The organism is [Lactobacillus] rogosae (genome assembly GCA_900112995.1).
GTDB lineage: Bacteria > Bacillota > Clostridia > Lachnospirales > Lachnospiraceae > Lachnospira > Lachnospira rogosae.
This window is the reverse complement of record FONU01000010.1, coordinates 86,450-110,270: the sequence shown is the minus strand read 5'-3', so window position 1 is coordinate 110,270 and position 23,821 is coordinate 86,450. Positions and strand designations below refer to the sequence as shown.

Annotated in this window: 18 protein-coding genes; 17 read left to right on the top strand and 1 reads right to left on the bottom strand. The window is 37.1% G+C overall.

Features of this window, described 5'->3' with window-relative positions; all coding sequences use genetic code 11:
- Nucleotides 1–33: 33 nt before the first annotated feature.
- From BM157_RS05325 to BM157_RS05305, 5 genes are all read left to right on the top strand, one after another.
- The gene (locus BM157_RS05325) at nucleotides 34–1,953 is read left to right on the top strand and encodes a hypothetical protein (protein ID WP_055173955.1); all 1,920 of its coding nucleotides are present in this window, start codon (nucleotides 34–36) and stop codon (nucleotides 1,951–1,953) included.
- A 115-nt stretch (nucleotides 1,954–2,068) separates the two neighbouring features.
- Entirely contained in the window at nucleotides 2,069–2,914 is an 846-nt protein-coding gene (locus BM157_RS05320) for a bacteriohemerythrin (RefSeq protein WP_055173956.1), read from the top strand.
- Between the two features lie 146 nt (nucleotides 2,915–3,060).
- Nucleotides 3,061–4,221, top strand: a complete 1,161-nt coding sequence (locus tag BM157_RS05315; protein WP_055173957.1) for an aromatic amino acid transport family protein — start codon at nucleotides 3,061–3,063, stop codon at nucleotides 4,219–4,221.
- Between the two features lie 61 nt (nucleotides 4,222–4,282).
- Nucleotides 4,283–5,302 carry a metallophosphoesterase gene (locus tag BM157_RS05310; RefSeq protein ID WP_022501594.1) on the top strand — a complete coding sequence of 340 codons (1,020 nt, stop codon included), beginning with the start codon at nucleotides 4,283–4,285 and terminating at the stop codon, nucleotides 5,300–5,302.
- 96 nt (nucleotides 5,303–5,398) lie between these two features.
- Nucleotides 5,399–6,877, top strand: coding sequence for a DUF1846 domain-containing protein (locus tag BM157_RS05305; protein WP_022501593.1), 1,479 nt, complete (start codon nucleotides 5,399–5,401; stop codon nucleotides 6,875–6,877).
- 185 nt (nucleotides 6,878–7,062) lie between these two features.
- Here the strand turns inward: BM157_RS05305 and BM157_RS05300 are convergent, their stop codons facing one another.
- Nucleotides 7,063–9,255: a hypothetical protein gene (locus BM157_RS05300; protein WP_055173960.1), complete on the bottom strand. Its 2,193-nt coding sequence runs from the start codon at nucleotides 9,253–9,255 to the stop codon at nucleotides 7,063–7,065.
- 340 nt (nucleotides 9,256–9,595) lie between these two features.
- Between BM157_RS05300 and BM157_RS05295 the strand changes: the two genes are divergently transcribed.
- The 12 genes from BM157_RS05295 (at nucleotide 9,596) to BM157_RS05240 (ending at nucleotide 23,560) form a co-directional block, all read left to right on the top strand.
- On the top strand, nucleotides 9,596–11,575 hold the full coding sequence (locus BM157_RS05295) for a RecQ family ATP-dependent DNA helicase (protein WP_090140218.1): 1,980 nt from the start codon (nucleotides 9,596–9,598) through the stop codon (nucleotides 11,573–11,575).
- A 60-nt stretch (nucleotides 11,576–11,635) separates the two neighbouring features.
- Entirely contained in the window at nucleotides 11,636–12,391 is a 756-nt protein-coding gene (locus tag BM157_RS05290; protein ID WP_022501589.1) for an ATP-binding protein, read from the top strand.
- Between the two features lie 16 nt (nucleotides 12,392–12,407).
- A complete protein-coding gene (locus tag BM157_RS05285; RefSeq protein WP_090140216.1) occupies nucleotides 12,408–13,589 on the top strand; it encodes a 2-hydroxyacyl-CoA dehydratase family protein in 1,182 nt (393 codons plus the stop codon).
- 108 nt (nucleotides 13,590–13,697) lie between these two features.
- The gene (locus BM157_RS05280) at nucleotides 13,698–15,236 is read left to right on the top strand and encodes a 2-hydroxyacyl-CoA dehydratase family protein (protein WP_090140214.1); all 1,539 of its coding nucleotides are present in this window, start codon (nucleotides 13,698–13,700) and stop codon (nucleotides 15,234–15,236) included.
- 31 nt (nucleotides 15,237–15,267) lie between these two features.
- The gene (locus tag BM157_RS05275; protein WP_090140213.1) at nucleotides 15,268–16,065 is read left to right on the top strand and encodes an acyl-CoA dehydratase activase; all 798 of its coding nucleotides are present in this window, start codon (nucleotides 15,268–15,270) and stop codon (nucleotides 16,063–16,065) included.
- Nucleotides 16,062–16,241: a hypothetical protein gene (locus BM157_RS05270; protein WP_022501585.1), complete on the top strand. Its 180-nt coding sequence runs from the start codon at nucleotides 16,062–16,064 to the stop codon at nucleotides 16,239–16,241. The genes BM157_RS05275 and BM157_RS05270 overlap by 4 nt, the downstream gene beginning before the upstream one ends.
- Nucleotides 16,238–16,957 carry a hypothetical protein gene (locus tag BM157_RS05265; protein ID WP_090140210.1) on the top strand — a complete coding sequence of 240 codons (720 nt, stop codon included), beginning with the start codon at nucleotides 16,238–16,240 and terminating at the stop codon, nucleotides 16,955–16,957. The genes BM157_RS05270 and BM157_RS05265 overlap by 4 nt, the downstream gene beginning before the upstream one ends.
- 173 nt (nucleotides 16,958–17,130) lie before the next feature.
- A complete protein-coding gene (locus BM157_RS05260) occupies nucleotides 17,131–18,441 on the top strand; it encodes a glycoside hydrolase family 28 protein (RefSeq protein ID WP_090140208.1) in 1,311 nt (436 codons plus the stop codon).
- A gap of 178 nt (nucleotides 18,442–18,619) precedes the next feature.
- Entirely contained in the window at nucleotides 18,620–19,942 is a 1,323-nt protein-coding gene (locus tag BM157_RS05255; RefSeq protein WP_055306339.1) for an MATE family efflux transporter, read from the top strand.
- 52 nt (nucleotides 19,943–19,994) lie between these two features.
- Nucleotides 19,995–20,786 (top strand): AAC(3) family N-acetyltransferase, encoded by a 792-nt coding sequence (locus tag BM157_RS05250; RefSeq protein ID WP_090140206.1) that lies wholly within the window; start codon nucleotides 19,995–19,997, stop codon nucleotides 20,784–20,786.
- A gap of 490 nt (nucleotides 20,787–21,276) precedes the next feature.
- Nucleotides 21,277–21,903 carry an SGNH/GDSL hydrolase family protein gene (locus BM157_RS05245; RefSeq protein ID WP_055173968.1) on the top strand — a complete coding sequence of 209 codons (627 nt, stop codon included), beginning with the start codon at nucleotides 21,277–21,279 and terminating at the stop codon, nucleotides 21,901–21,903.
- Between the two features lie 325 nt (nucleotides 21,904–22,228).
- Nucleotides 22,229–23,560: an MATE family efflux transporter gene (locus BM157_RS05240; RefSeq protein WP_090140204.1), complete on the top strand. Its 1,332-nt coding sequence runs from the start codon at nucleotides 22,229–22,231 to the stop codon at nucleotides 23,558–23,560.
- The last annotated feature ends 261 nt before the right edge of the window (nucleotides 23,561–23,821 follow it).

Here is a 23,821-nt window from a genome sequence, read left to right as displayed (position 1 = left end):
AATGAATGAAAAGTGCGAAGAAACGAGGACAGAATGAAACGAAATAAATATAAGGATTATTTGTGGTATACAGCTATAGCAGTGTTTGTTATATGTGTACTTGAGGGTATATTCTATTACCATAGTGTGGAAAGTCCATTTCTTAAGGTAATGCTTAATATCCAGAATGCGATTAAGGCATACAAGATTGACCCTGATATTGACCAGGCAGATGCACTTGAATATGTTAAGACTGCGGGTGGTGGAGTGTTCACCATTATCCTTACATATGTGTATTGCATAGCAGTTATTATAGCACCTTTATGTACTGTAGGTGCTTTGGCAATACTTGTCCGCAAGCCGGCAAGCTATGTAAGAAGCCTTTTAAGCCAGCGTGGTAAGAAAAGAATTCTTCTTATAGGTGAGGGAGCATATAAAAAGCAGTTTATTAGCGGACTTGCAAAGGAATGCCGTATAACTACGATAGAGACAGGTGCAATGACCGAAGAAGCTAAGCTTAAATATATGAATAAAGGCGTAAATTACAGACAGAAGTATGATGATATGTCTATTGAAGATATATTGAAGACAATCGATATAACTAAATATGCAGATATTATTCTTTGTGATGACAATGCGATGGAGAATATTGAATATCTTAAGGTTATAGGAAGTATATGCAACAGCTTGCAGAAGCCCTCAGGAGATAATGCTTCATATAAGCAGATATATTTAAGCTGTAGTGATAACTCAATGAGCCAGCTTATTAAGCAGTATTATGACAGACTTGAGGAGAAGAATTTTGACCTTAATATAATAGATGTCAACAGAATGGCAGTTAATAAAATGTTCAAGGAACATCCTGTATATCAGGTTAATACAGGTGATGATTATGATGTTCATCTTGGTATTATAGGCTTTGGTGAGTTCGGACAGAGTACGCTTATACAGGGGATTAATATGGCAGTGTTAACAGCGGAGTCTGATATATGTATAGATGTATTTGATAAGGATATGAAGTCGATAATCGGTTCATTTATGAAGAATTTCAGTGTAGATGCACTTGATGGTTTAAAGCTTGTAGCTGAAGATGTATTTATAGGTGAGAAAGCAGAATATTATGAGTTAAATTTCCCATTTGAGGAGAATAATGACAGATTTGGAATAGACGGACATATCAAAATAAGATTTTGGGAAACAGATGCTACAACATTACAGTTTAATAAAATATTCAAGAAGTGTAATGCTGATAAGCCTTTTACATATCTTGTAGTTGCTATGGGCGACACACATTCTATGGCTAACACGATTATTGAATTAAAGCAGCTTCTTTATAAGAAGGGCGATAAATGCATTAACATTCCTGTAGTTATAAGAATGAAGGACAGCAACAACATTTCCAAGATATATGATGAGAAGAACTTGTTCACAATTGAACAGAATAGGGATATATTCTCATATGAGTCACTCACAGACCATTATATTGTCGATGAAGCTAAGATGTTTAACCATAGATATAATGTGCTTTATGATGTTATAAATGAATATAAGAAGCAGGGTAAGGTTCTTAACGATGAGTTTATGTTAAAGATAGAAGATGTGTTATCAGAGGAAGCACTTTCGGTTGAGAGCAGTCAGGCAAAGCTTAATGCTGCCTGGCATAAGATGAGCATATTTGACCGTGAATCAAGCATAGCACAGTCGCTTCATCAGGACATTAAGAAATGGCTTGTGTGTGACAAGAAGGCATATACATTTTCTGATAAAGAGGAACTTGAGCGTATAGAGCATAGAAGATGGAATATCTTTATGATTACACACGGCTTTAAATATGAGAAGGCTGACAGGAAAGACTTGTATGCCAGGACACACCCTTGCATATCAAAATGGGAAGTGTTAAAGGTTGAAAAGCCTGATACTTTGGAGTATGATTTTACACCATATTATATATTAAGACATACACAGAATAAGTAATTATTGCTAAAATAGCACAATGACTATTGAGATTGAGTAATATATATAATAGAATGAAATATATAAGCATATTGTTATTTACTTATGTGAATATGTCAGGATTGGAGGAAATATTATGTATAAGTTTACTAAAGACTGTATGACAGGAATTGAGTCAATTGATAAAGAACACGAACAGCTTTTTAAAATAATTAATGAAGCACAGGCATTATTAGAGGAACAGGCTGTTGATGTTAAGACAGTAAAGAGCATTGTGGCACATCTTGTTGATTATGCCGCAGAGCATTTTGCACACGAGGAAGCATATATGGAGTCAATTAATGACCCTGAACTTATGCGACAGAAGAAGGAGCATACAGACTTTGCTAATAAAGTTAAATCAGTGGACTTTGATAATATGACAGATGAGGAGAGCAGGAAGGAATTAGCTGAGCTTGTAAAGTTCCTTGCTAAGTGGCTTTACCACCATATCCTTGGAAGTGATATTATGATTGGAAAGTTAGAGCCTGTTGTTCATAAGACACAGGATTCTAAGAAAGCTGAAAATGTCAGCACAGCCAAGAAGGGTATGTTTGAATTTACAGATGAATACAAGACAGATATTGATTTTGTAGATGCAGAGCATAAGAAGTTATTTGAGATTATAGAGCGTACATATGAAGTTATTAATGACTATTATTTACACGATAAGTATGACCATATAGTTTCAATAATTAATGAGTTAAAAGATTATACTAAGCTTCATTTTAAAGATGAGGAGGAGTATATGGAAAAGATAGGATACGAGGGACTAGCAGCTCAGAAGCTTGCACACGAGTCATTTGTTGACAGACTTACAGGGATTAATATGGAAGAAGTTGACGATGGACAGCAGGAGTATCTGTTCGAGCTTATTGATTACCTTCTTGAATGGTTAAAGAACCACATATTAAAGATGGATAAGCAGATTCCAGCAAAGTAGATTGAAAGGGCTGTTGCACCAGACATAATTAATACAGTATGAGTTATTTATAAGCTGTTGCTTATTCGCATATTGTGTGAATTGTGGTTTGTGCAGCAGCCCGTTTAGTTTTAATTAATATTATGAGAATTGCGAGAGGTGAATATATGCCAAAGACGATTAATTCAGAAGCTCAGCTTACAACTTTTGAAGCGATAAGTATGATTATGGGTAACAGCATTGGTACAGGAATTATAGCTGTTCCATATCTGGCAACAAGAAACAGTATGTTAGATGTTGTATGGATGGTGGGACTTGCTTATGTAGTAAATGTTATTCTTCATCTTATCATAGCAGAACTTTCTTTTAACAATGGAGGTGTACAGCTTGTTAAAAGCTTTGAAGGAGAGCTTTTTAAGGGAAGAATGAAGAAAGTATTCAGCTGGATAATGTTTGTTGTATATGGACTTGCCATAATGATAGGTGTCAGTGGCAATATTAATGGTGGTGCACAGATATTTGTTAATTGGTTTCATATGCCGCTGTGGGTGGCACAGCTTATATATTATCTGATTGCAGGAAGTGTAGTGTTTATTGGAATGAAAGCGGTAGGTATCGCACAGAAATATGCAGTAAGTTTTCTTATGGTTATAGTTGTTATTATGACAGCTGGAACATTTACAAGACCACTAAATGTTTTGTATACAGCACCATTTCATATTAATAACCTGCTTGCTTTATATAGTATGGTTGTATTTGCAACATCAGCTAATCAGGCGGTAATACAGGTTGTTAAGGGACTTGATGGCAACCCACATAAGATAAGAAAGTCAATATTTATAGGTTTTGCGTTATCATCAATACTTGTGCTTATCGTTACGCTTACGGTGCTTCTTGGAACTAAGGGAACACTTGATAAGGAATTAGCATATATGCAGTTAGGTGAGAGCATAGGTTCGTGGGCTATGATACTTGCTGGTATATTCTCACTTTTTGCACTGCTTACAACCTTCTGGTCTAATACACTTGCATTAAGAGATGTAGTTCACGAACAGATAGGAATTGGCAACAGAATAAGCTGGGTTATAGCAACTATTCCATGTATATTATTTGCAATATTCGGTGTGAGCAGCTTTATAGTGCTTACAAGAATTATGAGCGGTGTTGTTGTGCTTGTGAGCATAATGCTTGTACTTACCTATGGAAAGTCTAGAAAGAAGGCTGGCAGCAGTCCGATATGTGGTGTTATAGGCACACTCCCATTCCAGATAATTATGGTAATATCGACTATAATATCAGCTGTCGGGGCACTTATACCATTAAGTTAATGAGCAAGACGGTGGTTAAATGTATAACTGTAATAATTAAGAAAATGAAAGGAACATATATATGTATAATTCTCATAATTTTACTAAGATAGATAATGAAACTTTCAATCTTCACATAGATACAGATAAAGATTATAAAATTCTACAACTTACAGACCTTCATCTTGGATTTGGAATATTATCAGGAAAGAAGGATAAGCTTGCACTTAGTGCGGTTACCAAGATTATTAAAAAGAGCAGGCCGGATTTAATTGTTCTTACGGGTGATTCTATATTTCCTTTTTTTCCTAAGTCTGGAACTATGAATAATGGAAGACAGGCAAGAATTCTTACAGCATTTATGGACAGATTTAAAATTCCATATACATTGTGCTTTGGTAACCACGACTGTGAGCTTGGTGCATTTTGTAATAAGGACGAGCTTGCTGATATATTTGCTGAGGGAAAATATTGTATATTCACTAAAGGTAACAGATATATTTACGGAGTGGGGAATTTCTTTATTAATCTTGTTGATGATAATAATAAAGCTGTGCTTCCGCTTGTTATGCTTGACTCTAATATGTATGGTGATGGAGGCTGGTTCTACAGCGGATTTGATTGTATACACAAGGATCAGACTGAATGGTGTATGAATAAGCTAACCAGCCTTAAAAATGAAGATGAGAATATCAAGGCAATGGCTTTTTTCCATATGCCTGTCAGGGAATTTAAGGAAGCTTATGAGCGTATGAAGCTTGGTGATAATGATGTAATATATAAGCACGGAAGTGTTGGCGAGAAGAATGACCATTTTGGAATATCCAGGTTTAAGGGGATATTTTTTAACAGTGCAGTTGATAATGGCGTAATAAAATGGATGTTTTGTGGACACGACCACTTAAATACATTATCACTTGTGTATAAAGGTATACAGCTTACTTATGGAATGTCGATAGATTACCTTGGATACAAGGGTATTGAGAAGCAGTATACACAAAGAGGCGGAACATTAATTACAAGAAAGAAAGACGGAAGTGTGAGTGTTAAAATGGTTCCTTTAACATCAGTAGTATCAACTAAAGTAAGCGGAGTAAAATAATATAAAGTTGATATGTATTTGTGCTGAAATGTATGTTAATATTAATATATTAATAAATAAACGAAGGAATAATTAAAATAATTAATGAGGAGTTTTATGAGAACAGGATTTGACAATGACAAATATTTAAAAATTCAGTCAGAACACATTAAAGAAAGAATTGGTAAGTTTGGTGACAAGCTTTATCTTGAATTTGGAGGCAAATTATTTGATGATTACCACGCTTCAAGAGTGCTTCCGGGATTTCAGCCAGACAGCAAGCTTCAGATGCTTATGCAGCTATCAGATGTTGCTGAGATAGTAATCGTAATAAGTGCAGCTGATATTGAGAAGAATAAAGTCCGTGGAGATTTGGGTATTACTTATGATGTAGACGTGCTTAGATTAATTGGCGAATTTGAGAAGAAGGGTTTATATGTAGGAAGTGTTGTTATCACTAAATTTACAGGACAGAATGCGGCAGTACAGTTCAAGGAAAAGCTTGAAAAGAAGAATATAAAGGTATACCAGCATTATGTTATAGATGGATATCCATCTAATATTCCTATGATTGTAAGTGAAGAAGGTTTTGGAAAGAACGATTACATAGAAACAACAAGACCATTGGTAGTAATTACAGCACCGGGTCCGGGAAGTGGTAAGATGGCTACCTGCCTTTCACAGTTATATCACGAGAATAAGAGAGGAATTAAGGCAGGATATGCTAAATTTGAGACATTTCCAATATGGAATATTCCACTTAAGCACCCTGTCAATCTTGCATATGAGGCGGCTACAGCAGACCTTAATGATGTTAATATGATTGACCCATTCCACCTTGAGGCATATGGAAGTACAGCAGTTAATTATAATCGTGATATAGAGATATATCCTGTTCTTAATGCTATATTAGAGGAAATCTACGGTGAGAATACATATTATAAATCACCTACAGATATGGGTGTTAATATGGCGGGCAATTGTATTATTGATGATGAAGCCTGCTGTGAAGCTTCCAAAATGGAGATTATAAGAAGATATTATGATGCAGTCAACAGAGTGGCAAAGGAAGAAGCTTCTGAGAGCGAAGTATATAAGATTGAGCTTTTAATGAAGCAGGCTAAGATTACAACAGATGACAGAAAGGTTACTGTTGCAGCTAAGAAGAGAGCAGAGGAGCTTGGTGTTGCGTGTGCCGCTATCGAACTTAATGATGGTACAGTTATTACATCTAAGACTACGGATTTTCTTGGAGCGTCCTCAGCACTTATACTTAATGCACTTAAGTATCTTGCAGGAATCAAGCACGATGAGAAGCTTATAAAGCCAGAATATATTGAGCCAATCCAGAAGCTTAAAGTTAAATATCTTGGCGGCAGAAACCCAAGACTTCATAGTGACGAGATTCTTATTGCACTTGCGATGACATCTGTAGCTAATGAGAATGCCAAGAAAGCATTAGAACAGATACCTGATCTTAAGGGCTGTCAGGTACATACATCTGTAATGTTATCAGAGGCAGATACCAAGACTTTTAACAGATTAGGAGTTAATCTTACAAGTGAACCAGTAAGAAGCAGTTCTAAATTATATTAATAAGGCAGGGCATTGATTATGCAGAAAGCATTTATTAACGGAAAGATTATAGACGGAACTAAAGATATGTCTGTTATGAGCGGCAAATGTATTATAACAGCCAATAGCCAATGATATACCAGTTGTGCCTGGCAATGATGTAGGCTGTCGGCTGTATTACAGGAAAATCCGCATATAATTCTAAGTTATATATTAAATATTCTGGCGGCGGCAAGAAGCAGGCTTCCATTACCGGGGAGGTACAAAGGTAAATCTTTGCGAGAGTTCTGCCTGTTGTTGCCGCTTTCTACATAATCATTTTTAGGGGAGTTAATAAGTAACTGTTCTAAGGCAATGTCATCAAGTCCAAGCTTATGAGCCGCCATTGCTATAACAGCAAAATCCCAGCCCCATAATGTAGAATAGTCCCACACATCAATTACCTTCATAAGGGTGTTGCGGTAGATATCTTTATCGACAATATCCTCTGCACCATAGCCGTCAAGCATACCATAGATTTGAAGCATAAGAGGGTGGTCTATAGCTTTATTAGTAAATGTATCAGGGCAGTTACTATGTGCAATGTATACATCGTCATTAATTGGAAGTGGTGCTATATGCATTGCAATATTGTGCCATTGGCTGGCTTCATCAGTAAAACCTAATTCATAAGCCCATTTTGCGGCAATCAAAAGACCATATCTGAAATATGCAAGTTCAAATATAGGATTTCTTGTATCCTCTGGCAGATGACGTTCCTGAACTGGAATTACAGGTGCTTCTATATTGTAAATATCGGACATCGGGTCATATACAAGATAATCAGCTATAAACACGGCGGTTTCTTTTACAAGTATCCAGTATTTGCTCATATATGCCTTAACGTCAAAATCATCAGAGGTATTATTATCAATTACTATTTGTAACATATTGATTATATGTGGCTGCTGCCAGACAAGAAGTGGTGCAATCTTTGACGGGCAGTCCGAACCGGTGTAAGACACCATCTTAGTCCAGCGTGCACCTTTATAGCCGTTGCGTGAAGCATTTTTCTTAGCTTCATCTAATATATCAATATACCAGTCAAAGCTTCGTGTAAGCAGTTCAGGGTGTCCCCATAAAGGAGCCCACGCCATATGCCAGTAGTGCATTTCAAGGTGCGCCTTGCCATACCAGCTATTGCAGGTAAGACCAGTTTCGGCAGGTGGAATATAGCCGCTGTCATTAATCACAAGAAGATACTGCGATAATATTACACGGCGCATAAGCTCTTTATTATCAGAGTTAAGAAACTTTCCAGTTGTCCAGTAGTTGTGCCAGAAATGTCTGCTGTTACCGGCAATTGTGTCGTATGTGGCAGGTGTGTATATTGATTTATTGAAATTAACGGACATATTAAGTTCATCATCAGTAGTTGTAATATTATAGCTGTGTATACCGTTAGATTTAATAGTGGCAGCAGCAGAGTTATTACATTTATTAATAGTAACATTAGAATCAGATGTAATTGTACTATTATTAGCAGTATGCTGTGAGGTGCCAGTTCCATTTATATTAAAATTGACATAGTAAGCGGTATCATCTATCTGCCGGTGTATATGGGAAGCGTTAAGAAAGTTGCTGTGTCCGTCAGTGTTATTCCAGTCTGAACCTGTTATATCACAGGATGCGTATGGAAAGGCGATATTAACGCTAAGTCCGCACTGCAAAAGACCAGAGCTTATATAAAATGCAACGGTGTCAGAATTATCATCGCATACTGTGTATACAGTTATGAGATTATCAATAATAGCATTGGTATTTATATTATCAGCGGCAATATTATTAAGTGTACGAACATTGTTATTACTGTTAACATTAAGCCTGAAACTGCTTTTTAGAATACCAGTTGTTATATCTAATGTCTGATTTATACAATAAATGCTGCCAGCTTTAATAGGTTCGTTATGAAAATAAAGTCCGATTTTTGCAAGATTGAACTTATGAGGGTTCTGTCTTACCCAGTCGTAGGCGGCTTCATTGCCCTCGTATTTTACACGTGGATAAGTGACAGTTCGTTTGCAGTAATTGTATGGTGTCATTCTGACATCGTCTAAAGTATAGAAGCCTTTTTCGTTATCAGCTTTCTTAGTATGCCAGCCCCATTCAGCCATTGTGCAGAGTGGAGTTTCGGCTGAGTATTCCTCATATAAAGTCTGCATACCAGTAATGTCGGCAGTATAGCAGAACCGCCCATTGCCAACTGATAGTGGAGATTGGGGATTAATATCTGTTAAATGTGGATTAAAACTGGCAATTATATCAAGTCTGTTAATAAGTTTATTGTCTGTATTAGTAGTTACAGTGCCCTGTCTGGCATCTGGGCGCTGTGCATTGCAGTATGTATGTGTATTATTCATAGCCACCTCGTATCTGTAAGTTGTATACTCACGAATTAATTAATACAAGTATAGCACATATAATAATTAAATTATGGCAAAATGATATTTGTTAACTTATGAATAACAGATTTATTTATCATTATATGGAATTATGATAGTAATGTTTATTGGAAGTCTGGAGATATAATTGACTGGTGCTTATTGATAATTAATTATTAAGATAGAATAATAGGCGATTATATGTTAATATTAAAGTTATAGTCAGAATGTGTTACGGGCTTTTGCACAGGATTGAATAATAGAGTAATTATTCAGACAGCAGATAATATTGCAATAGATATTAAGAAAGGGATATGTGATGGATTCAAAAGAGGTATTAAAGGAATATTTTGGATATGATTCCTTTAGGGCTGGGCAGGAAGATATTATTAATGCAATCTTAGAAAAGAAAGATGTGCTTGCGATAATGCCGACAGGAGCAGGAAAGTCGCTTTGTTATCAAGTGCCAGCTATGATGCTTTCAGGAATTACAGTAGTAATATCCCCATTGATTTCACTTATGCAGGATCAGGTGAAATCACTTAACGATGTCGGAATTAATGCGGCATATGTCAATTCCACGCTTTCAGAAAGTGAGATAGACGGCACATTAAATATGGTACTTAATGGCATATACAAGATTATATATATTGCACCAGAAAGGCTTGAAAGTGCGAAGTTCTGTGAGTTCTCCAAGCAGGCAGATATATCAATGGTGACGGTTGACGAGGCACATTGTATATCACAGTGGGGACAGGATTTCAGACCAAGCTATGTAAAGATAGTTGATTATATAAACAGCCTTCCAGCAAGACCGGTTGTCAGTGCATTTACAGCGACAGCAACCAACGAAGTAAAGACGGATATAGAGTGTATATTAAGGCTTGATAATCCTAAGGTTGTAATTACTGGCTTTGACAGGAAAAATCTTTACTACAGCGTAGAGCATATAAGCGGCAAGAATAGGGACAGGTATATAAGCAATTATGTTAAAGAGCATATTGATGAGAGTGGAATTATCTACTGCGCAACAAGGAAAAATGTGGACACTTTATATGAAACCTTAAGCAGTATGGGGATAAGTGTCACAAGATACCACGCGGGACTTAGCAATGAAGAAAGAAAAAGAAATCAGGACGATTTCATATATGACAGGTCATTGGTGGTCGTTGCTACTAATGCATTTGGAATGGGAATAGATAAGTCAAATGTAAGATATGTAATTCATTATAATATGCCACAGAGTATGGAGAATTATTATCAGGAGGCAGGAAGAGCTGGCAGAGATGGAGAGGACTCACAGTGTATAATGCTGTTTTCTGCACAGGATGTGATAATAGATAAGTTCCTTCTTGATAAGAAAGAATTTGAAGGCGTTGAATATGAGGATATAGACGTTATTAAACAGCGTGACCTGCATAGATTGTATGTAATGGAGGGGTATTGCAAGACAACGGGCTGTTTAAGAAATTACATACTTAATTATTTTGGAGAAAATGTAACCGGAGTATGTGGTAATTGCGGCAACTGCAATAGTGAATATGAAGAAATTGATATGACAGCGCAGGCAAAATGGGTCATTAACTGTATAGCAGAAACCAAGGGAAGATTTGGACAGGGCATAGTTATAGGAACTCTGCTTGGAGCTGACAGGGCAAGGCTTAAAGAGGTTGGAGCTGTTAATTATAAATCATATGGAAAGCTTGCAGGAATGAAAGAAGCTGAGTTAAGACCGCTTATAGCCCAGCTTATATCAGACGGTTATATAATACAGACACAGGACGAATACAGTGTCCTTAAAATGGGAGATATAACACCTTTAAAGCAGGAAAATGCACATATATATCTAAAGCGTATGAAAGAGTCCGAGGAAGTGAAAAATGCAAAGCTTGTAGGTAAGACAAGAAGCACAGGCAGTTCTTATGAGGCTGGTGATGAAACTTTTCTATCAGGTTCAGGAAAGAAAGGCAGAAAGCAGACAGGCAAAGCAGGTAAAAGAAGCAGTTCATCAACAGGAAAGAAGAGTACAGATTCACTTACAAGTGCAGGTTATGAGTTATTTGAACGCTTAAAGGCATTGCGAATGATAATAGCAAGGGAAGAAGGTATGCCTCCATATATTGTATTTAGTGATAAGACACTTATAGATATGTGTGAGAAGCTTCCTTTAAATGCAGAAGCAATGCTTGAGGTATCAGGTGTAGGACAGAATAAACTGATGAAATATGGACAGAGATTTGTAAATGAGATAGATACATTTGTTAAAGAACATAAAGGAATGGCAGCAACAATTAATTAGAAAAAGTGTGCATAGGCACAGTCAGGTTATATAGAATAGTGCACAGAAAAGAGGATTATTATGACAAAGATAGTAGCAGTAGCAGGTAAGGGCGGCGTTGGAAAGACTTCGCTTGCAGGAGCATTTGTTAAAGTGCTTGTAGAGAAATATCCAGATAAGAAGATACTGGCGATTGATGCTGACCCTGCGGTTGGACTTTCTACAGTGCTTAACATAGAAGTGGACAAGACAATAGATGATATAAGAAAAGAAGTCATTAAAAATGTAGAGGACGGCGATACCAAGTCAGCCGTTGAGCTGTTAGGTGAGGCGAAGTATGAGATATATGATGCAATTAAAGAACAGGACGGCTATGCATTTATAGCGATAGGAAGACCGGAAACAGCCGGCTGTTACTGCCGGATTAATTCATATCTTAAAGAGGTGATAACACTTCTTTCTGAACAGTTTGATTATGTAGTTATAGACGGCGAGGCTGGAATTGAGCAGATTAACAGGCGTGTTATGGAAAAGGTTACACATCTTGTGCTTGTAACAGATGCAAGCAAGAAAGGCTGTCAGGTAGTTAAGACTATTAAAAATGTTGCAGATGAGCTTGTTATGTATGAGAAAGCTGGAGTTATAGTTAACCGCATACCGGATAAGAAAGTGATAGAACTTATGGATATAAGTGGGCTTCCATTATTATCTGTAATTGAAAATGATATGAAACTGGCAGAGGCAGATATTAAGGGCGAGAATATACTTACACTTTCAGATGATGACAGAATTGTTGCAGGGGCGGCAGAGGCACTTTGCAATATTGGTTTGATATAGTATTGGAGGAATATTTTTGAAGGATTTACAGCATTTATATTATTTTGAGAAACTATTAGAGGAGGTCAATAATGACCTTGTAAGAGAAGCACAGAATAAAGGCAGTATTGCAATTGGAGCAGTCTGTTTTCAAATTCCAGAGCCACTAATTAATCTTCCTGGCTGTTTCTCGGTAAGACTTAGAGCACCAAGAACAGGTTCTATAGAGATGGGTACATATTATATGAGCAGTATGCTTTGTGAGGGCTGTCGTGCCATACTTGAAAGAGCAATCGAGGGAGGGTTTGAATTTCTTGACTGCATAATAGCACCTGATGCGTGTGCACAGATGAACAGGTGCGTTGAGAATATAGAAAGACAGAATTTATGTTCCAAGGAAAAGTTCTTTGTGGAATATTCTGATGTTCCTATGAAGGACGATGAAACAGCCTTAAGACATTATGTAAGGCAGATGAGGGCACATGTATTAGAGCCGCTTAACAAGGTGTATGGAATTGATATATCAGATGAAGCATTAAGAAAGGCAGTTGATTTGCAGAATAAGATAAGCAGGCTCATAACACAGATTGGTGACTACAGAAAAGAAGACAATCCAAGAATAACAGGCTATGAATTCGCAGTGTTATGCCTTGCGACATATTGCTGTCCTAAAGAGGCACTTATTGAAAAGCTGGAGGATACGCTTAAGGAGTTGGGCACAAGACAGCCAGATGATAAGAAGAATTACAGGGCAAAGGTTGTTATGGTAGGTTCGGAGATTGATAATCCAGAACTTATAAAGCTTTGTGAGGAGGCTGGTGCGTTAGTTGTTGCTGACAGGTTCTGTTTTGGTTCACTTCCGGGAAGAAGCGAGATTATTCTTAATGACACGGAAGATGTACTTATGCAGATATGCAGGCAGTATATGCACTGGGGCAAATGTCCACGTTATATGAATACAGCTAAGATTAAGGAACGTCAGGAATATGTAGACAGCATTGCCAAAGAATACAAGGCAGACGGGCTTATATACCAGCAGATAAAGTTCTGCGATTACTGGGGATATGAGAGAGCTTCGGCATTTCATATTATGCGTGAAGAATACGGATATCCGGTGTTATCAATTGACAGACCTTATGTAGCAGGTAATTCGGGACAGATAAGGACACGAATACAGGCATTTGTTGAGAGCCTTGAGCTTAAGAAGCTTAAAAAATAATAAATGAATAATAAGATGTAAATATTAAGATGTAAATGTATGACTGAAAGAATACATTTAAGAAATTAACAATAAAAATACAGATATATGGTTAAGAAAGGATTGGCTATGTCAGGTAAACTTGGAAGTGAGCCGCTTGGTAAGTTCTATACTGGTAAGAAACCTAAGAAAAGACGTGAATGGAGAGGTTTCAAAGATACATGGTATGACTATGTAAGGTGGCTTGGATATTGGAAAACTTTGATTACATTTATAATAAAACCTAATAATATAAAAGGCTTTTTCAGATACCGCTGGATGCTTAATTATCTTGCACTGCCTGATTTTATGGACAGGCATACGGAAGGAATGAGAGGCTTACAGCTTCGTATGGCACATCAGGCACTGGGACTTATTGTTACAGATATATGTGGTATGCTTGGACAGATATTTAGGGCAGACCCTGCAATCGGCAATGATAAGGAACTTAATAAGAAGATTGTTCTTTTTGATGAGAATATGATGAGTACACTTATGGGTGGATTTCCTAATCTTGTGTGGCTTTCAGTTGAAGTTCCAGCCGTGTATACAAGCTCAATGATGTCGCAGAATGGAGTTAGCTATTATGTTGATGTAACACACGAATATGGAGTTCCGACAGATGTATGTCCTATGCCGGCGGCAGAGCTTGGAGTTGCACTTGCAGACGATTTCCCGCTTATTGGCTGTTGTGCTGTACAGTGTAATACAACCTGTGATGGAAGTCTTATGGGAAATGGAATTGAGGCACGCTCATTTAAGATTCCAACATTCCAGCTTGCTGTCCCTATAAGGCACAGGCAGGAAAGCGTGCAGGAATATGCGGCAGAAGAAGTTGTCAATGCAATACATTTTATTGAGGAGCAGACAGGAGAAAAGTTTAACTGGGATGCTTTCTTTAAGAGTATGAAAAGGTTCAATGCAGAGACAGAAGAATTCCTTGAATGGATGGAAATCTCAAAGACTGACTATCCGCAGGTTATGGGTGTTACACTTGCACTTTACAGATATGGTGTATATCAGGCGGCAGGCGGAAGAAACCAGGCATTTCTTGATATGGATAAGAAGCTCACAAGAATGGCTATGCAAGGCTATAAGAAGAAAGAGCTTGCGGCAAGGGAATACCGACACCGTGCTATGACGTGGGGTGTTCAGGCGGCATATTATACAGCACTTCCAATATGGCTGCTTAACTGCTGGGGTATAGTTACAATAACCGATATGTTAAGTATGGTATCAACAGAGATGGTCAATACAGAGGATAAACATCAGGCAATGCTTGACCTTGCATATCTGTATGAGAATATGATTATGCGTAATCGTTCTAATGGCGGCTATGAAACAGGTGTTGAAGCGTTATGGCGTTATTGTGAGATGTTTAATATAGACATAGTTATTATGTATGTACATATGGGCTGTAAATCAATGTCAGGATATCACGGCTTATTTGAGGAAGAAGCAAGAAAGCACGGCGTACATCTTATATGGGTAACACATAATCTTATGTGTCCTGAGGACGGCAGCAGAAGAGATATGAGGACAGAAATCAACAGATATATGAGAACTGTATTCCGTGAAGAGCCGCTTGACCCTACATTGGAAGATTTTGACGACTCACAGAACTGGTAAGAATTCATAAAGATAAGAAAGGAATAATAATATGGCTAAATATTATGGCGGTTGTGATGCAGGAAGTACTTACACCAAATGCGTTATATTAGATGAAACAGGAAAAATAGTAGCAAATATCACTAAAAGAAGCAGAATTAATCCAGTGCTTAGTGCTAAAGACAGCTTAGATGAGGCTGTAGCTTTAGTAGATGGGCTTAATAGTGCAGACGAACTTGATTATCTTATTGGAACAGGCTATGGACGTAATAAAGTACCATTTGCTGACGAGAATATATCAGAGATAAGCTGTCACGCTATGGGAGTTCACATTGCCGCACCAGATGTTAAGGCGATAATAGATATAGGCGGGCAGGACGTTAAGGGTATAGCTATAGATACAGATGGAACAGTGCTTAATTTCTCAATGAATGATAAATGTGCGGCTGGTACAGGAAGATTTTTTGAGTCAATGGCAAGGGCATTTGAGATGAGCCTTGATGAGTTCTCCAAGCTTTCTTTAACAGCTAAAAATGTTATCCCTATAACAGCACAATGTGCTGTATTTGCAGAGAGTGAGGTAATCTCACTTGTAGGAGAAGGAAAGCCAATGGAGGAGATAGCCGCAGGAATTGAGCTTTCGGTAGCAAAGAGATGTTTTGTAATGGCTAAGAAGGCAGGAGTTGTTGACTCAGTTACACTTACAGGCGGCTGTGCTAAGAATGAGGGCTTAAAGCAGGCTATAGAGAAGGTATTAAAGGTTAAGGCTGTAGAACTGCCTATAGATCCACAGCTTATGGGTGCTTTAGGAGCGGCTGAATATGCCAGACAGAAAGGAATGGCCAGATGATAATATTAAAGATAATTGGAATAATAGCGATTGTTATTGCGGTGCTGTTTATACTCAGCCTTTTTATATATTTCTTTAATCTTGATATGAAATTTGCCTCAAAGCTTATAAAGCCGCTTACGGCATATTATAACTGGTCAAAGAACAGACGTGAGGCAGATAAGAAGAATAAATGAGTATGAAGTTATATGATAAGGATATAGCCTGTGTAATGCAGAATATAAAGGCATATGGAGAGTGCAAGACACTTGATAATAATACGCACTGGAAGATGAATGATAAAGAGAAGCTTGTGTTAAGAAGTGATATGGCATACGAACTTGGCGGCGGAATGAATGAGGCTGTGAGTGCATTGGCATTTACTACGGATAAAGCTGTCGTTGATACAGACGGAGTGTATCTTATAGGTGATGATATGACAAGCATTGACAAAGATATACCATATGCAAGACTTACATTTATAAGGCTTAAGGAAAATGTGCTTGATGACACTAAAAAAGGTGCATTATATGCAGTTATGAGAGCTGTCGATTATGTAAGATACAATACATATCCGGATGGATTTATGATGAGAATATCATCAGTTAAAGAAAGAGAGCCGGTAAGAATATCAAAGGAAGCTGTAAATAGTAATATAAGCTTTTCTAATATAGGTTCAGAGCTTATAAGGGCTTATAAGACAAGAGAAGAAGTTGAGGCTGTAAAGATATACTTTATTACATCAGATAGTGCAGATTATAAAATGCTTAAGCAGTTTGCAGGCAGATGTGAGCAGATAACGGATTCACTTAACCATATATTCAATGGGCTGGTTATGGATTGTTCAACGTGTTCAAGCAGGGAGTTATGTGATGAAATAGAGGATTTAAGAAAGTTTCATAACAGTATTTGATATTTTGCATCGATGAATATTATCCTTTCATTGATTACTCTAATTGTAAATGTTAATATCAAATATAGAAGGAAATAACAACAAATAATAGTAAACAATTGTATATAATAGTATGCAATCAGTGTTTATGCAGTCAAAATGTTAAAGCCAGAAACAGGCAGAATGGAGAAAGAATGTATAGAGAAGATTATAAGGTAACTGTTCCCCAGTTTAAAAGACTTGAGGTATTATTAAGTGATTGTGGAGCAATAAGCGGAAAGCTTGATATTGAAACAGGAAGACATAATGCCAGAGTAATTAATGATAAGGTAAAAGAACTTTCAGAAAATGGTGGTGGTACAATTGTAATTCCTAAAGGAATATGGGCAAGTGCACCAATACGTCTTTTATCAGATGTAAGCATAAGAATTGAAAGTCAGGGACTTCTTAAGTTCATAAAATCCAAAGAAGATTATCCTTTAATTATAACTAATTATGAGGGACAGCCATGCATAAGAACTGTATCACCTATTACAGCAGAGAATGCGGTAAATGTTGCAATTACAGGTATGGGTATGGTTGACGGAAGTGGTGATGAATGGCGTCCGGTTAAGAAGTTCAAGGTAACAGATAAACAGTGGGAACAGCTTCTAAAAAAGAGTGATAACGTATTTGAAACTAAAGAAACACAGATATGGATGCCTACTAAATCAAGCCTTCTTGGTAATGAGAAGAATATCCAGTCAGATAAAGATGAAGCTTTAGAAGAAGCAAGAGATTATTATGATTTCTACAGACCAGTAATGGTGAGCCTGCGTCATTGTACTAACGTACTTTTAAGTGGTGTAACATTTATGAATTCACCAGCCTGGAATATACATCCATTTTTCTGTGAGAATGTCACAATTGACAATATTAAGGTACGCAATCCTTATTATGCACAGAATGGTGATGGTATTGATGTAGAGTCTTGTACTAATGTCCATATTCACCATAGTGTATTTGAGACAGGTGATGATGCAATATGTATCAAAGCAGGCAAGAATGCAATCGCAAGAACAATAGATGGACCTTGCAGTAATATATATATACACGATTGTGTTGTTAATGAAGGACATGGTGGTTTCGTAATCGGAAGTGAAATGTCAAGAGGTGTTAAGGATATACTTGTTGAGAACTGCACATTTATAGGTACGGATGTAGGTGTAAGAATAAAGAGTGCACTAGGCAGAGGCGGTGTTGTTGAGAATATCACAATACGCAATATCGATATGGTTAATATAAAGGGTGAGGCAGTTATACTTACTATGGGTTATGTACTCAACCTGCTTAACCGTAATGAAACAATAGCTATGGATAATGAAGAAGATGTTCCATACTTCAGAAATATTGATATGGATGGCATTGTGTGTACAGACTGTAAGGAATTCGCTAAGATTGAACCTTTAAACGGTCGTCCAGACACGATTAAGGATGTAGTCATTAATAAACAGAAGTTCTGCTAATAAAATGTAGTAATGTCTTTCTGATTATTAACAGATGTTATGTGCCGATGATGCACACTCGCTCGAAGCTGTAGTATGTCGTAAGCGGCTGTGCTCGGTGTTAGAATGTGCGTTGCACATTCTTGTTTATATATAGAAAGAGGATAAAGTTGTGAAAAATAATAAATATGAAATAGATATGTGTAATGGTACATTAATGGATAAGCTAATTTCCTTTGCACTTCCGTTAATGCTTTCAGGTATGTTACAGCTTATGTTTAATGCTGTAGATATAATTGTTGTTGGAAGATTCACAGGCAGTACTGCACTTGCCGCGGTAGGCTCCACAACGGCACTGATTAGTACGTTTACCAATCTTTTTATAGGTGTTTCACTAGGAGCAAATGTACTTGCGGCAAGATTTTATGCAACAGGCAAAGCTAAAGAAATGTCGGAGACAGTCCATACAGCCATAGCACTTGCGGCAATAAGTGGTGTTGTTATGTGCATTATTGGCATTGCTGCCGCAAGAGAGGCACTTGTCCTTATTGACACACCAGATGATGTAATTGGACAGGCAGCACTGTATTTAAGACTGTATTTTTGTGGTATGCCATTTTTTATGCTTTATAACTATGGAGCGGCAATATTAAGGGCAGTAGGTGACACGAAAAGACCACTTATGTATCTTATAATAGCAGGTTCTACCAATGCGGTTTTAGACCTTGTGCTTGTGATAATATTTAAAATGGGTGTTGCAGGTGTTGCTATAGGAACAGTTACTTCACAGCTTATATCGTGTATTCTTGTAATAAGATGCCTTATGACAACAGAGTCAGATTACAAGTTAAGAATAAGGGATTTAAGAATAAGAAAATATTACCTTTTACAGATACTAAGTGTAGGACTTCCAGCAGGAATACAGAGTACTGTTATTAACTTTTCAAATGTATTGCTTCAATCATCAGTTAATTCATTTGGCGAGATAGCAATGGCAGGTTATACAGCCGCTAATAATATACTTGGCTTTCTTTATGTGTCTGTCAACTCAATAACACAGGCGTGTATGAGCTTTACGAGCCAGAATTATGGCGTTAGAAAATTCAAGCGAATGGATAAGGTGTTAATTGACTGTATGATACTTTCGGTTATAGTGTCAGTAGTTATCGGTGGTGGTTCATACATTTTAGGACGCCAGATACTTGGTATATACACGAACCAGAGTGAGGTTATAGAGTGTGGTATGGAGATACTTTCAATATCGACAATACCATATTTTCTGTGTGGCATTATGGATATGCTTCCAGGAGCTATGCGCGGAGTAGGTTATTCAGCAGTTCCTATGGTCCTTTCAATTGTAGGTACAGTTGGGACAAGACTTGTGTGGATATATGGTGTATTCCCAAGCCATAGAAGTCTGTATGAGTTATTCATATCGTATCCAGCTTCGTGGTTTATAACAATTGTAATGCAGGCAATATGTCTTGTATTTGTAAGAAAAAAGGTAAGAAACAAAGAATGATTATCCAATATATAATCAATGATGGATTAAATTACAAGAAGTGAGGGTTAGTATGTATACAAAGGAAGATTTAGAAGAATATTTAAAGGCTATGGGGCTTACAGGAAAAGAAACAATACTTGTTCATTCTTCAATGAAATCCATAGGGGAAGTAGAAGGCAGGGCAGATACAGTGCTTGATGCCCTAATAGAATATTTTAAGGACGGACTTTTACTGCTTCCAACCCATACATGGAAAAATATTAACGAGGACAATCCAGTATACGACCCAGCGGTTACGCCGTCCTGTGTTGGGATACTTACTAATCTGTTTCTTAAAAGAGATGGGGTAATACGTTCACTTCACCCAACACACAGTATGGCAGGAATAGGTGTAAGTGCCAAAGAATATCTTGCAGGTGAAGAATACAATAACACACCTTGTACACCGGGCGGCTGTTATGACCGCTTAAAAGACTGTGGTGGAAAGATACTTCTTATAGGAGTTGGCAATGAGCGTAATACATACATTCACAGCGTTGAAGAAGTGCTTAACATACCTAACAGACTGTCAGACAAACCAATGAAACTACAGATAATTATGCCAGATAAATCTATAAAGACAGTATATGTAAGAAAGCATTACAATGCTATCCAGCCACATATATCAGAAGACTTTGTAAAGCTTGACCAGGCATTATTAGAATGTAATGCAATGACCAGAGTAAAATTCGCAGATGCCGACAGCCTCCTGTGTGATGCCGGCCAAATCTTTAAGGTGGTAAGGCACATATTGTCCCCAGCCCCTGAATGTATAGTAACAAGCCCGATTGAAAAGTCCCAGTGGCAGGACTTTACAGATTAACCCAATAAAAATATCTTTTTATATGGTCAGTGTTTAAAAATGCCTTGCTATAGTTAAAAACTATAACAAGGCATAAAATATATCAATTTTACAATCCCCCAATAATAACATATAATAATCCTACAAACATACAATAAATATATGTAAATAGCAATTACAAGTTGATAACTTATTTGAATTTTGTAACAACGCCCAATTAGAAAAGCCATCGCAACCCTACCGTCAAGTGCTGGATTGATATAAGCATAAAAAGACAATGGGGAGCCGCCGGTCCTTAAGTGCTGTTCTTTAGCACTTTAGTACCGCTGCGAGCGACACTTAGTGCAAACGTGTCTTTGTTGCTTATAACAATCCAGCACGCCTCACTATATAACAATGCTTTTCTAATGTCCGTTGTCATAACATTGAATTAGAGCACCACTGTAATGCAATTTGAGAGTGTAATGCAATTCAAAAGCAATAAATTTATATAATATTGGAGGCATACCATATGAAGCAGATACTATGTTTTGGAGATTCCAACACCTGGGGACTTATCCCTAAGACTAACCAGCGTTACCCTTGGGGCGTAAGATGGACAAGTATTTTAGATAATGAACTTAACAGACATTTTAATAATGAATATCGTGTGATAGAGGAAGGATTGTGCGGAAGAACAACAGTATTTGACGACCCATTAAGAGATGGCCGCAATTCATTCAAACTCCTTCCAACAATATTAGAGTCGCACAATCCAGTAACAGATGTGATTATAATGTTAGGAACTAATGACTGCAAGACAGTATACAACGCTTCGGCAGAAGTTATCGGACAGGGTGTGGAGAGATTAATTAATCAGGTAAAGAGCTGCCTTCCACACAGCAGAATACTTCTTGTATCACCGATACATCTTGGAAAAGGTGTGTGGGAGCAGGACTACGACCCTGAGTTCTCAGAAGCTTCTGTTGAAGTATCTAAGAAGCTTGCAGGTGTATACAGCAAAATTGCAGAAAAAGAATCAATAGATTTCTTATCAGCCTCAGATGCAGCACAGCCAAGCGAAATAGACAGGGAACACCTAAGCGAACAGGGACATAAAGAACTTGCAAGAAACATATTAAAGTGGTTTGACATTTAAAAATACATAATGTTATAATACCATAGCCTTGAGTATGATAATAACAAAGGCTGTCAGCTACAATTAATTTATAAAATATATGTGGATTTTTCTAGTTGAATCTATTTTTCGCCACATAGCTGTTAATCACAGCTATGTGGCTATTTTTGTGTAGTAGGGAATTCTATCGTAATTCCTTATTGCACAAAAGGCACTATGTGCCAATAATGCACATTTGTGCGAAGATGTAATTGGTCGCAGGCGACCGCACTCGGCACAGGAATGTGTTTAGCACATTCATTTTTATGAAATAGGGGATTTACCCCAATAAGATAAGGAGATAAGTATGGATCAGACTTATATGAAGAAAGAAAACGTATTAAAACTTCTGATAACTATGGCACTTCCAATGGTTATATCAATGCTTGTAAATTCACTCTACAACATTGTAGACAGCTTCTTCGTAGCACAGATAAGCGAAGACGCGATGACTGCTATATCGCTTGTGTTTCCAATGCAGAACTTTATTAATTCGGTAATGATAGGTTTTGGAATAGGAATAAATTCAGTAATATCATTTTATATGGGTGCACAGGATAAGGTACAGGCAGACAAAGCCGCAAGTCAGGGGATATTACTTGCGACAATACACGGAATAGTAATGACAGCAGGATGTATTATGCTTATAAAGCCATTCCTTTGTATGTTCACTAATGACAGCAGTATTGTAGAATTAGGACTTCAATACTCATATATAGCATTTGCATTTTCAACAATACTTGCATGGCAGCTGGTGTTTGAAAAGACATTTCAGGCTGTTGGAAGAATGACAGCATCAATGATGGCAATGCTTGGTGGCTGTATAACTAATATCCTGCTTGACCCGATGCTTATATTCGGAATAGGAATATTCCCTGATCTTGGAATAAGAGGAGCGGCAATTGCCACAGGAATAGGACAGACAGTAAGCCTTCTTGTGTATGTTATCATATATATACTACGACCTATGCCAGTGCGTTTTACAAGAAAATGTATGAAGCCAGAGAAAACATTATGTCTGAAAATGTATTCGGTCGGCATACCAGCCAGTCTTAATATGGCACTTCCTTCACTGTTAATATCAGCACTTAATGTAATACTAGCAGCATTTTCACAGACATATGTATTCGTGCTTGGTGTATATTACAAGTTACAGACATTTCTTTATCTGCCTGCCAATGGAGTTGTTCAGGGAATGAGACCATTAATCGGATATAATTATGGTGCAGGAGAGCATAAGAGGGTTAAGAAAATATATTCGACAGCCACAATAATAGTATTAATAATTATGTGTGCTGGAACAGCTATATGCCTTGAAATACCAGATAAGCTTATAGGCTTATTCACAACTAATGCAAATACAATTAGTGCCGGTGCCAAGGCACTTAGAATAATCAGTGCAGGCTTTATCGTATCGTCAGTATCTGTAACAGCCTCTGGTGCACTGGAAGGATTGGGAAAAGGACTTCCATCACTTGTAATATCAGTATTCAGATATGCAGTTATTATAATTCCAGTTGCATTTATTCTTTCAAGGATATATGAGGTTAATGGAGTGTGGTGGTCATTTGGAGTTACTGAGTTGGTAACTGCATTTATATCGTATATAATCTATAAAAAGGCGACACATCATCATTAAATGTAATCATACATATAATGTATCTTATGAAACAGCATGTCATCATTACAGATTTGAGGTAAAGTCAATAATATGGTTTATGTAAATTTAATTATTGGATTTGTATAATTGCTTTATTTTGAAGAATAATGGTTGTATAATTAAAAATACAATTTACAATATTATATAAAAATATTAATTGTAATTATATGGAGAGTGAAGATAATATAATTGGTATACAATAAAATATATAAATTGCGAATAAAAGAGGAGGCTTAATAT